Source organism: Oribacterium sp. oral taxon 102, from assembly GCF_013394775.1.
Lineage (GTDB): Bacteria > Bacillota > Clostridia > Lachnospirales > Lachnospiraceae > Oribacterium.
Window position 1 is genome coordinate 480,255 of record NZ_JABXYT010000001.1, and the last position, 12,369, is coordinate 492,623.

The 12,369-nt window shown below is 55.7% G+C and carries 8 protein-coding genes; all 8 read left to right on the plus strand.

The annotated features are described in order from the left end of the window. The first annotated feature begins 222 nt into the window (after positions 1 to 222). The 8 genes from adhE (at position 223) to xylB (ending at position 12,189) form a co-directional block, all read left to right on the plus strand. Positions 223 to 2,877, plus strand: a complete 2,655-nt coding sequence (gene adhE / locus HW273_RS02215; protein ID WP_243206721.1) for a bifunctional acetaldehyde-CoA/alcohol dehydrogenase — start codon at positions 223 to 225, stop codon at positions 2,875 to 2,877. Between the two features lie 219 nt (positions 2,878 to 3,096). Beyond that, a complete protein-coding gene (gdhA, locus tag HW273_RS02220; RefSeq protein WP_179010235.1) occupies positions 3,097 to 4,431 on the plus strand; it encodes an NADP-specific glutamate dehydrogenase in 1,335 nt (444 codons plus the stop codon). A gap of 209 nt (positions 4,432 to 4,640) precedes the next feature. Continuing rightward, complete coding sequence (locus HW273_RS02225) at positions 4,641 to 5,288, plus strand: DUF4867 family protein (RefSeq protein WP_179010236.1); 648 nt, start codon at positions 4,641 to 4,643, stop codon at positions 5,286 to 5,288. A gap of 16 nt (positions 5,289 to 5,304) precedes the next feature. Continuing rightward, positions 5,305 to 6,447 (plus strand): ROK family transcriptional regulator, encoded by a 1,143-nt coding sequence (locus HW273_RS02230; protein WP_179010237.1) that lies wholly within the window; start codon positions 5,305 to 5,307, stop codon positions 6,445 to 6,447. Between the two features lie 269 nt (positions 6,448 to 6,716). Further along, on the plus strand, positions 6,717 to 7,898 hold the full coding sequence (locus HW273_RS02235) for a substrate-binding domain-containing protein (RefSeq protein ID WP_179010238.1): 1,182 nt from the start codon (positions 6,717 to 6,719) through the stop codon (positions 7,896 to 7,898). Positions 7,899 to 7,972: 74 nt separating this feature from the next. Then, positions 7,973 to 9,511 (plus strand): sugar ABC transporter ATP-binding protein, encoded by a 1,539-nt coding sequence (locus HW273_RS02240; RefSeq protein ID WP_179010239.1) that lies wholly within the window; start codon positions 7,973 to 7,975, stop codon positions 9,509 to 9,511. A gap of 33 nt (positions 9,512 to 9,544) precedes the next feature. After that, positions 9,545 to 10,702 carry a sugar ABC transporter permease gene (locus HW273_RS02245; protein WP_179010240.1) on the plus strand — a complete coding sequence of 386 codons (1,158 nt, stop codon included), beginning with the start codon at positions 9,545 to 9,547 and terminating at the stop codon, positions 10,700 to 10,702. A 14-nt stretch (positions 10,703 to 10,716) separates the two neighbouring features. Beyond that, the gene (xylB, locus tag HW273_RS02250) at positions 10,717 to 12,189 is read left to right on the plus strand and encodes a xylulokinase (RefSeq protein ID WP_179010241.1); all 1,473 of its coding nucleotides are present in this window, start codon (positions 10,717 to 10,719) and stop codon (positions 12,187 to 12,189) included. Positions 12,190 to 12,369: the final 180 nt, after the last annotated feature.

Sequence of the window (12,369 nt, forward strand, 5' to 3'; positions counted from 1 at the left end):
CGGTACATTGTGCTTTTGTAAAAACAGCTTGATAAAAAAATGACGAGATGTTGACATGAAAATAACGATGGCGTATAATGCAATTGCATTGATAAAAGATTAACAAAAACGCGAACTCGCAAGAGCCAGCCACCCTAACTGATAGTTTATCCTTTGTCAATGCTTTTTGAGGAAGCTAAAGCCGTGGAACCGGCGTCCGGGCTGAGAGAAGGAGCAGAGAAGATGGAAACGATTATCGTGAAAGACATGGATACGCTTGCGGAGAAGATCAGGCAGGTGAGGGAAGCGCAGGCAAGGTTTGCGACCTATACGCAGGAACAGGTAGACGCGATCTTTAACGCTGCGGCAACGGCGGCAAATCTGCAGAGAATCCCTCTGGCACAGCTCGCAGTAGAGGAGACCGGGATGGGGCTTGTCGAGGACAAGGTCATCAAGAACAACTATGCGGCAGAGTATATCTACAATAAATATAAGTACAGAAAGACCTGCGGTGTGATCGCAGAGGATCCGGCATTCGGTACGAAGACCGTGGCGGAGCCCCTCGGACTTGTGGCGGCAGTGATCCCGACGACGAATCCGACCTCTACCGCGATCTTCAAGACGCTCGTCTGCCTGAAGACCCGAAACGGCATCATTATCAGCCCGCACCCGCGCGCGAAGAAGTGTACGATCGAGGCAGCCCGCATTGTTCTCGAGGCAGCGGTCAAGGCAGGCGCGCCGGAGAATATCATAGGCTGGATCGACGAGCCGTCTCTCGAGATGACGACGGAGATCATGCATGACGCGGACTGCATTCTCGCGACCGGCGGTCCGGGCATGGTGAATGCTGCCTATTCCTCCGGCACGCCGGCGCTTGGTGTCGGCGCGGGCAATAATCCGTGTATCATCGATGATACGGCGAACATTCAGGAGGCAGTTTCCTCTATTCTGCACTCGAAGACCTTTGACAATGGGATGATCTGCGCCTCCGAGCAGTCTGTCACCGTGCTCGCCGGGATCTATGAGAAGGTGAAGAAGGAGTTTGAGTACCGCGGTGCCTATTTCCTGAAGAAGGATGAGATCGAGAAGGTGCGGAAGACCATTCTGATCAACGGCTCCCTCAATGCGAAGATCGTCGGACAGCCGGCATGGAAGATCGCGGAGATGGCGGGCGTTTCGATCCCGCATGATAAGAAGGTCATCATCGGCGAGGTGACGGACTACACAAAGGCGGAGCCCTTTGCGCATGAGAAGCTTTCCCCGGTGCTTGCGATGTATAAGGCGAAGGACTTCGACGAGGCAGTCGCGCATGCAGAGGTGCTGCTGATGGATGGCGGGCCCGGACATACCGCATCGCTCTTCATTGATGTGAGAGAGCAGGAAAAGATTCGGAAGCATGCCCATGTGATGCATGCCTGCCGTATTCTGATCAATCAGCCGTCTTCGCAGGGCGGGATCGGAGATCTTTACAATTTCCGGCTGACGCCGTCTCTGACGCTTGGCTGCGGTTCCTACGGCGGAAACTCTGTTTCCGAGAATGTAGGCGTGAAGCATCTTTTGAACTACAAGACGGTTGCGGAGAGGAGAGAGAATATGCTCTGGTTCAGAACACCGCAGAAGGTGTATTTCAAGAAGGGCTGCATGCCGGTGGCGCTGCAGGAGCTTAAGGAGGTTTACGGCAAGAAGAAGTGCTTCATCGTGACAGACTCCTTCCTCGCCTCCGCGGGCTATACGAAGCCGATTACGGATCGCCTGCATGAGATGGGAATCGATTATACGGTATTCTCTCATGTGCAGCCGGATCCGACGCTTGCCAATGCGCAGGAGGGAGCCGCTGCGATGGCTGCCTTTCAGCCGGACTGCATCCTCGCCTTCGGCGGAGGCTCGGCAATGGATGCCGGCAAGATCATGTGGGTGCTGTACGAGCATCCGGATGTGAAGTTCGAGGATATGGCGATGCGCTATATCGATATCCGAAAGAAGGTTTATCAGTTCCCGAAGATGGGAGAGAAGGCGTTGTTTATCGCTGTGCCGACCTCCTCCGGTACCGGATCTGAGGTGACGCCGTTCGCTGTCATCACAGATCAGGAAACCAATACGAAGTATCCGATCACGGACTACGAGCTGCTGCCGAACATTGCGATCGTAGATACCGATAATATGATGTCGCAGCCAAGGGGACTGACGGCGGCATCCGGTGTTGATGTGCTGGTACACGCGCTCGAGGCCTATGCCTCCATGATGGCGACGCCGTATACGGACGGACTTGCGCTGCAGGCAATGAAGAGGGTCTTCGACTATCTGCCGACGGCGTACAATGAGCCGAGCAATATCAAGGCACGTGACGAGATGGCGAACGCGTCCTGTATGGCGGGTATGGCCTTTGCCAATGCTTTTCTCGGGATCTGTCATTCCATGGCACACAAGCTCGGAGCCTTCCACCACATTCCGCACGGTCTGGCAAACGCGCTGCTGCTCAATGAGGTTATCCGCTACAATTCCTGCGAGAAGCCGCCGAAGATGGGAACCTTCCCGCAGTATGAGTATCCGCATACGCTTGCCCGTTATGCAGACTGTGCGCGCTTCTGCGGCATTGCCGAGAAGGACGATCAGAAGGCAGTCGAGAAGTTCTGCGACAAGATCGCGGAGCTCAAGAGGACAGTCGGCGTGAAGGAGACCATCGCGGACTACAATGTCTCTGAGGAAGACTTCCTGAAGACGCTGGACGAGATGGCGCTGCAGGCGTTTGACGACCAGTGTACCGGTGCAAATCCGCGCTATCCGCTGGTATCGGATCTGAAGGAGATGTACAGGATGGCGTTCTACGGGAAGAAGTATCAGCAGAATGAGCTGACACCGGTAGAAATCATGTCCGGCCTTCGGGATTATACGGTATAAGTCCCCTGTCAAGCGGCCGAACGGGAGGCAAGCTTGCCTCGCGTTCGGCTGTTTTCCTTCGTTCACATAGAAAAAAGCTATGTGAGCGATTTTTTGTTGCGGGTTATAATATTCCTGTGTTATATTATTTAAGTTCATAGAAGCGTTTCGGGAAGCGCGAGATGAGGAAGCGGTCCGAAGCATGGAGGGAATGACATTCCGAAAGAGGAGGAGAATACCATGTCCTATGTAAGCGAAGTATATGCCGAGCTGGAAAGAAAGCATGCGAATGAAGCGGAGTTTCTGGAGGCTGTCAAGAGAATTCTCGAATCCCTGCAGCCGATCGTAGATGCCAATGAAGAGCTGTACCGCAGGAACGCGCTGCTGGAGCGGTTCGTGGAGCCGGAGCGGATCATTACCTTCCGGGTTCCGTGGACGGATGATAAGGGCGTGAACCACATCAACCTCGGGTACAGGGTGCAGTTTAACTCTGCGATCGGACCGTATAAGGGCGGGCTTCGCTTTCATCCGTCTGTGACCCAGTCTATCCTGAAGTTTCTCGGCATGGAGCAGATCCTGAAAAATTCACTGACCGGTCTGCCGATCGGCGGCGGCAAGGGCGGCGCGGATTTCGACCCGCACGGAAAGTCGGATGCGGAGGTGATGCGCTTTTGTCAGAGCTTCATGACGGAGCTGTATAAGTACATCGGCAAGGATGTCGATGTGCCGGCGGGCGATATCGGCGTGGGAGGACGTGAGGTCGCCTATATGTATGGACAGTACAAGCGGATTACCAATCTCTATGAGGGCGTGCTCACCGGCAAGGGGCTGAGCTTCGGCGGCTCACTCGCGCGCCCGGAGGCGACCGGCTATGGCCTGATCTATATCGTGGATGAAATGGTTCGCACCGCGGGCAGGGAGCTCGCGGGCAAGACGGTCGTGATCTCCGGCTCCGGCAATGTGGCGCAGTATGCGACGGAGAAGGCGCAGCAGCTCGGTGCGAAGGTCGTGACGCTTTCCGATTCTGACGGGTATATCTATGATCCGGACGGGATCCGGCTGGACATCGTGAAGGAGATCAAGCAGGTTCGCCGCGGCAGGATCCGGGAATATCTCGAGGCGGTTCCTACGGCGAAGTATGTCGAGGGAGAGAGACCGTGGGGGATTCGCTGCGACATCGCACTTCCCTGCGCGACCCAGAATGAGATCAACGGTACGCAGGCGGGACAGCTGATCAAAAATGGCTGCTGGTGTGTGGCAGAGGGCGCCAATATGCCATCTGACGCGGCGGCGGTAGATGCCTTTCTCGCCGCGAAGATTCTGTATATGCCGGGAAAGGCTGCGAATGCCGGCGGCGTGGCGGTATCCGCGCTGGAGATGTCGCAGAATTCCGAGCGGCTTTCCTGGAGCTTCGAGGAGGTGGACGGCAAGCTTCGGGAGATCATGGTGAATATTTACAGAAACGTTTCCGAAACCGCTGCAAGGTACGGCTATGAGGGGAACTTCGTCGTGGGTGCGAACATCGCCGGCTTCGAGAAGGTTTCCAACGCGATGATAGCGCAGGGCTTGGTATAAGGAAATATAGCTTGAAATATCGTTTGGAATTCGGGAAATCAGCGCGCGGTCGGAAACGGCCGCGCGCTTTTAAATAGCTGTCCGCACGGCAGACTTTTGAAATGAACTAAAGAAAGTGCTTTCCATTTTTCGCGTTCTGCGGTATTGTTTAAGCAATAAGCTATGCAGATCTTTATGACGGATACGGTAACGGGATGGAGGAAAGAACGGTGAAGATTTATCATGTAAATGATCCGGCGTTTCGCGCTTATGGAAGAGTCCTTGCGGACTATGATGTGAGGGAGCTGCTGGAGGCGCTCGATGCCCATACGCCGTGCCCTGAGGACAGGACGGAATATGTGCCGGAGGAGCCGGCGCTGCAGGGGCTTCCGACATCGAAGAGACTGGCACTGTCTCTGTTCGGCGGAGCTGCGGCGCAGTTTGGCTGGTGCAACGGACGCAATACGAGATTGAACTGTCTGGAATATCACAGAAGCAGCGAATTTAACCTTCCCTCCGGGGATATCGTGCTCCTGCTGGCGAAGCAGGAAGAGGTAGATGCGGATTATCGGCTTGACAGTGCCAGAGTGAAGGCATTTCTGGTTCCGGCAGGGACGCTGGTGGAGCTCTATGCCACGACCCTGCATTACGCGCCCTGTCAGGCGCAGCGGTCGAGAGGCTTCCGCGTGGCGGTTATCCTTCCGAGAGGAACCAATGCCGCGATGACGGAGCGGGCGGGAAGCTCGAAGGAGGATGGCTATCTCACGGCGGTCAACAAGTGGCTCCTCGCGCACCCGGAGTCCGGGGAGGCGAAGCGCGGCGCGCTCACAGGGCTGTATGGAGAAAATATAGATATCCGGGAGGATATCGCGGACTGACCGCAGGAAGGACAGGATGGAGAAGCTGACAGTGCCTGCGACCGAGCGCAGGCGGAAGACGCGCAATCGGATCTACCGGTTCATTTACAGCTCGGCGGAGCCGGTGACGAAGCCGCAGATCGCAGAGGGGGTCGGGATATCCCAGCCTGCCGTGCAGCCCAATCTCGCAGAGCTTCTGGAGGCGGGAGTTGTTTCGGAGGGCGAGCTGCAGAAGTCGACCGGCGGGCGTCCGCCGATCGGCTACTATGTAGACGCAAAGTCGAAGTATTCGATCGGGGCGGCAGTATCTGCCAACCATATCCGGATCGTGATTCTGGATCTGAAAGGGAAGGAAACAGCTTCCGATATCGTGCGGATTTCGGAACTGGATCTGAACCGCATCGCGGAAATGCTGCAGATGCGTATTTATGCCCTGACAGAAAAATATGGGATTCCGCAGGAGCGGCTTCTGGGACTGGGAGTGACATTTCCCGGGATTATTTCAGAGGACGAGCGATACATCGTCCAGTCTCCGACGCTCAATATGCAGAATGTGGATCTCGGCGGCTTCAAGAGCCGTTTCGAGCTGCCTGTTTTTATCGAAAATGATGGGAGTGCGGCGGCGCAGGTGGAGATCACCGCGGCGGAAAATCGGACGGCGCTTCGGAATTTCACCTATCTTTTCCTGGAAAACGGCGTCGGCGGAGCGGTCGTCGTCAACGGACGCGAGATGAGGGGAGAGCATAACCGCTGCGGCGAGTTCGGACACATGATCCTCGTGCCGAACGGGAAGCCGTGCAGCTGTGGCAGGAACGGATGCGCGGAGGCGTATCTCAGCACGAAGCGGATCAGCACGGATTTTGCCGTCTCTCTCGAGGAATTTTTCTCGATTCTGGAAAGGGAGCGCCGTCCTGCTTTCGCGGAGGTCTGGGAGGATATCTTATACTATCTGGCACTTGCCATTCACAACCTGCACATGGCGTTTGACACGGAGGTAGTTCTGGGCGGGATGCTGACGGAGTTTCTGCCGCCGTATCTCGATGTTCTGAGGGAGAAGCTGAAACGGCTGGATCAGAGTGAGGACTGCGAGACCTATCTGCATATCACCGAATGTCCGCATTATGCCGGGATGATCGGCGCCGCCGGACATTTCATCCGGCAGTACATTCATTCTCTGTAAACAATGCTCTGCCGCGGAGGAGCAGGGTGCTGTCCATTGCAGGAGCGTACGAGGAAGCTGCGAAAAGCGTTTCTTCGTACGCTTTTTTTGCAGTGTAATGGCAACACATGAACTGAAATTCTGCCTAAATTTCGAAATAAAATATGTGCGAGTGCTACAAAGATGAAAAATATATTTGCAAATTATTGACAAAATAGAACAAAAGAAGCATTATAAAGTTACTTAATAAAGGAACATTAAAAAGCGTCATGTGAAAAGGAGGATACGACATGAAACGCAAGAGCTTATTGGCAGGAGTATTGGCGGGGACACTGGCGGCAGCGCTTTCGGCATGCGGAGGCGGCTCCGCGGCAGCACCCTCTTCGGCAGCCCCGGCATCGGAGGCATCGTCCGCTGCAGAGACAAAATCCGACGGGAAGAAGGTCGGGATCTCCATGCCGACCAAGTCTCTGGAGAGATGGAACCGCGACGGCTCCTATCTGGAGAAGCAGTTTCAGGAGAAGGGCTTCAAGACGGAGACGACCTACGCCGATAATAAGGTGGATCAGCAGGTGAAGGATCTCGAGGGGCTGATCGCGGATGAGGTGGATCTTCTCGTCGTAGCGGCGATCGACGGAGAGTCGCTCTCTCAGGTTCTCGGCGATGCGAAGGACGCGAACATTCCGGTGATCGCCTATGACCGGCTGATCAGAAACACAGATGCGATCAGCTATTATGTATCCTTCGACAACTACAAGGTCGGACAGCTGCAGGGACAGTTCATCATTGACTCGCTGAAGCTTGATGAAGCAGGAAGCAGTACCTTCAACATGGAGGTCACGGCGGGAGATCCGGCGGATAACAATGCGACCTTCTTCTTCAACGGCGCGATGGATCTCCTGAAGCCGTATATTGAGAAGGGAACGATCCGCATTCCGTCGGGGCAGGATACCTTCGAGCAGTGCGGAACCAAGCAGTGGGACACTGCTACGGCGATGACGCGGATGCAGAATATTCTTGGCTCCAACTATTCTGATGGGACAAAGCTCGACATCGCGCTCTGCTCCAATGATTCCACAGCGCTGGGCGTCACACAGGCGATCGAGTCAGACTATGCGGGGGACGGCAGGCCGCTGATCACCGGACAGGATTGTGACGAAGCAAATCTGGCAAATATCGTGGACGGAAAGCAGACGATGAGCGTGTATAAGGCGGTTGCGAATGAGGCGGTCGCGACATTGGATCTCGGTGAGGCGATCCTGAAGGGCGAGAAGCCGGACGAGAAGCTGATTGTAGATTCCAACTGGAGCTTCGACTGCGCTTATGATACGACATCCTATGACAATGGCAGGGCGGTCATTCCTTCCTATCTTCTGACGCCGGTTGCCGTCACGAAGGACAATATCCAGAAGGAACTGATCGATACGGGCTACTACAGAATGGATGGAGCATACCCGAAGGCGCTTGCCTGACGGTGCTGTGCGGAAAACCGATATGCGGCGGGGAGGGCTCCGCCGCATATTTTCAGATAAGGTGAGGTGCGAGGTTGTCTGATTATATTCTCGAAATGAAAAATATCACCAAGGAATATCCCGGAGTCAGAGCGCTGAATCATGTCAATCTCCAGGTGGAGAGGGGGGAGATCCACGCACTGGTCGGGGAGAACGGTGCAGGGAAATCTACGCTGATGAATGTCCTGTCCGGTACGATTCCGCACGGCGAATATTCGGGAGAGATTCTGTATAACGGCAAGGTATGCAGCTTCCATAATATCCATGATTCGGAAAAGCTGGGAATCGTCATCATTCATCAGGAGCTGGCGCTGATCCCGGAGCTGACGATCGCTGAGAACATGTTTCTGGGAAATGAGCGGAAAAACAGCTTCGGAAGGATTGATTGGGGAGAGACCTATAGCAGGGCGCAGGCGGAAATGCGGAGGGTAGGCCTGAAGGAAAGGTCTGACGTTCTGATTAAGGACATCGGAACCGGCAAGCAGCAGCTGGTAGAGATCGCCAAGGCGCTTTCCAAGAACGTGAAGCTGCTCATTCTTGATGAGCCGACCTCCTCCTTGAATGAGGAGGATTCGCAGATGCTTCTGGATATGCTTCTGGAGTTCAGGAAGCAGGGGCTGAGCTCCATTATTATTACCCACAAGCTGAATGAGGTTGCCTACTGTGCCGATCACATTACGGTGCTCCGCGACGGCTCGACGATCGAAACCATGGGAAATCCGGAGCACAATATCGACGAGGAGAGGATCATACGGGGGATGGTCGGGCGGGAGCTGAGCAATCGTTATCCTGCCCGGGAGCATAATGCCGGCGGCGAGATGCTTTTCGAATGCAGAAACTGGACGGTCTATCATCCGGTTTATACCGAGAAATGCATGGTCAGGGATATCAGCTTCCATGTCAACAGAGGAGAGGTCGTCGGCTTTTCCGGATTGCAGGGCGCGGGGAGGACGGAGCTCGCGATGTCCTTGTTCGGGAGGAGCTACGGCAGCCATATCTCCGGGCAGGAGTTTATTCATGGCAGAGAGGTTCATCTGAAAAATGAGCAGGATGCGATCCGGCATGGGCTCGCCTATGTTACGGAGGATCGGAAGACGAACGGACTGATCCTTTCCGATACCATCGCCAGAAACACGACGATGGCGAAGCTGTCCAAGGTTGCCGACCGGCATGGGATTGTCGATGCGTCGCGCGAAAACCGCTATGCCAGGGAGTATATGGAAGCAATGAATACCAAGGCGCCGAGCGAGCAGCAGTTGGTCGGAAATCTCTCCGGCGGGAACCAGCAGAAGGTACTCCTGTCCAAGTGGCTGTTCGCCGATCCGGATATCCTGATTCTGGACGAGCCGACCCGGGGGATCGATGTCGGCGCGAAATATGAGATCTACTGCATCATCAACGATATGGTGAAGAGCGGAAAGGCGGTTGTGATGATTTCTTCCGAGCTTCCGGAACTGCTGGGGATGTGCGACCGTATTTATGTCATGAATGAGGGCATGATGGCGGCGGAGTTCCAGGCGGAGGAGGCGACGCAGGAGAAGATCATGAGTACGATTCTGAAGCCCTCTGTCTGAGCGGCTTGATTTTAAGAAAGGGTTCACGGGACTATGAAGGCATCTGCAATCATAAAAAAATATACGATGATTATCGCTTTGGTGATCGTATTCCTCTTCTTTACGGCGCTGACCGGAGGCAGGCTGCTGCAGGCGCAGAACATTTCCAATCTGCTCCTCCAAAATGCCTATGTGCTGGTCATGGCATCCGGCATGCTTCTCTGTATCCTTACGGGAGGCAATGTGGATCTGTCAGTCGGCTCTACGCTCTGCTTTGCCGGCGCGGCGGCGGCGAAGCTGATGGGCTCCGGTGTGAACGCTCTTTTTGCGATTGCCGTTTCGCTTCTGATCGGCGCGGTGATCGGGCTGGCGCAGGGGTATCTGATCGGCTATGTTCATGTGCCGCCCTTTATCTGTACGCTGGCGGGAATGTTCCTCTTTCGGGGACTGGGACGTGCGGTACTGGATTCCAGAACGGTCAATATTCAGAACCAGAGCTATCTGAATATTTTTTCCTCCTATATCAATATTCCGGGGCTGGACAGCCCGCGGCACTGCGTATCGGCGCTGTTCGCCGGAATCGCGGTCGCTGCGCTGCTGACGATCGTGACGCTCAATGGCAGGAGAAGCAGGATCAAGAAGGGCTATGCAGCTGCTTCCCTCGGCGGAGAGCTCGCGCGGCTTGCCGTTCTGGATGCGCTTATCATCTGGTATTCCTCCAAGCTTATGCAGTACAAGGGGATTCCGGTCATGCTGCTCTGGATCCTTGCCGTCGTACTTCTTTTCGCATTCCTTACCTCCTCTACCGTGTTTGGACGTTATTTCTATGCGGTTGGCGGCAATGAGAAGGCGACGAAGCTTTCCGGTATCGACCCGAGGCGGATTTACTTCTGGGCATACTTTCTGATGAGTCTCCTCGCGGCGCTGTCCGGACTTCTGGTTTCCGCGAGAATCGGTTCTGTGGATGGAAATATGGGAAGCTCCTACGAGATGGATGCCATTGCCTCATGCTTTATCGGCGGCGCTTCCGCATATGGCGGCTCCGGCAACATCGGCGGCGTTATGATCGGTGCGGTTCTGCTGGGTGTCATCAATCAGGGAATGTCGATTTTCGGGCTTCCCGATCAATGGCAGTATGTCGTCAAGGGGGCTGTTCTCCTCGCGGCAGTTGTCTTCGATGTCGTATCCAACCATAAGACAGGTAAATCATGAGGAGGGGAAATGCGATGTATTATATCGGAGTGGATCTGGGCACGTCTGCGGCGAAGCTTCTTCTGATGGATGAAAAGGGCGCGATTCTCAATATTGTTTCGAAGGAGTACCCACTCTTTTTCCCGAAGCCGGGTTGGGCGGAGCAGAATCCGGAGGACTGGATGCGGGCGGTGCGGGCGGGCATCCCGGAGCTGGTTTCCGGCATCGACAGAGCTGATATAGCCGGCATCGGCTGCGGCGGGCAGATGCACGGGCTGGTCGTGCTCGACGAAAGCGATCGGGTGATCCGTCCGGCAATCCTCTGGAATGACGGCAGGACGCAGGTAGAAACCGAGTATCTGAATCGGGAGATCGGACGGGAACGCCTCGCGGCGCTGACCGGAAATATCGCCTTTGCCGGTTTTACGGCGCCGAAGCTTCTCTGGATGCGGAAGCAGGAGCCGGAAAATTTCACGCGGATCAGAAGGATCATGCTTCCGAAGGATTATATCAACTATTGTCTGACCGGCGTGCATGCTACGGACTATTCGGATGCGTCCGGCATGCTGCTGCTGGATGTTTGTAATAAGCGCTGGTCGGAGGAAATGCTTCGGATCTGCGGTGTTGCGCCGGAGCAGCTGCCGCGGCTCTATGAAAGCTATGAAGCGATTGGGACGCTGCGCCCTGTGATGGCGGAGGCGCTCGGGCTTCCGGAGACGGTTCGTGTGGCTGCCGGCGCGGGAGACAATGCCGCCGCCGCGATCGGCTGCGGCGTCGTCGGACAGGGAGGCTGCAATATTTCCCTCGGAACCTCGGGCACCATCTTCCTCTCCTCGGAGCGCTTCCGTGCCGATTCCGGAAATGCACTGCATTCTTTTGTACATGCGGACGGAGGCTGGCACTTCATGGGCTGTATGCTTTCGGCAGCATCCTGTAATAAATGGTGGATGGACGAAATCCTCCGGACGAGGGAGTACAGCGGGGAGCAGGCGGGCATTACGGAGGAGAGGCTCGGCCGGAATCATGTTTATTACCTTCCGTACCTGATGGGAGAGCGCGCGCCGCACAATGATCCGGATGCGAGGAGCTGCTTCATCGGCATGACAATGGATACGGGGCGGGAGACCATGACGCAGGCGGTGCTGGAGGGTGTGGCATTCGGACTTCGGGACTCGCTGGAGGCAGCGAAGAAGCTCGGCGTCTGCCCGTCGTCCAGCATGCTCTGCGGCGGCGGTGCGAAGAGTCCGATCTGGCGGCGGATACTCGCGAACATCCTGAATATCCGTCTGACGATTCCGGAGACTGAGCAGGGACCGGGCTATGGCGGCGCCATTCTGGCGGCTGTTGCCTGCGGCGCATACCCCTCCGTGCGTGCCGCTGCTGCGGCGCTGGTTCATGTGACAGGCACGGTAGAGCCGGATCCGCTCATCGCTGCCCGCTATGAGGAAAAGTATCGGAATTACAGGAGCCTGTATCCGGCGCTTCGGGACATTTTCCCGAGGCTCTGAGGAGCCTGCTCCGTTTCTTCGAAGCTTTCGCATCGCTAACAGCTATTCGCGATGCTTGCACATCGCTTCGAGATGTGGTCAAGTACGCTCTGAGTCTGCCCGGGTCGTGCTCTGTCCGGCAGACTCGGAGCTTTCATACCTGTTGCGCTGTCAAATGTCCGGACGCTCGTGCAAGCAAGC

What these genes read in the sequence shown, in the direction of transcription:
- adhE (WP_243206721.1), top strand. Translation starts at nt 223, where the DNA reads ATGGAAACGATTATCGTGAAAGACATGGATACGCTTGCGGAGAAGATC.
- gdhA (WP_179010235.1), top strand. Translation starts at nt 3,097, where the DNA reads ATGTCCTATGTAAGCGAAGTATATGCCGAGCTGGAAAGAAAGCATGCG.
- HW273_RS02230 (WP_179010237.1), top strand. Translation starts at nt 5,305, where the DNA reads ATGGAGAAGCTGACAGTGCCTGCGACCGAGCGCAGGCGGAAGACGCGC.
- HW273_RS02235 (WP_179010238.1), top strand. Translation starts at nt 6,717, where the DNA reads ATGAAACGCAAGAGCTTATTGGCAGGAGTATTGGCGGGGACACTGGCG.
- HW273_RS02245 (WP_179010240.1), top strand. Translation starts at nt 9,545, where the DNA reads ATGAAGGCATCTGCAATCATAAAAAAATATACGATGATTATCGCTTTG.
- xylB (WP_179010241.1), top strand. Translation starts at nt 10,717, where the DNA reads ATGTATTATATCGGAGTGGATCTGGGCACGTCTGCGGCGAAGCTTCTT.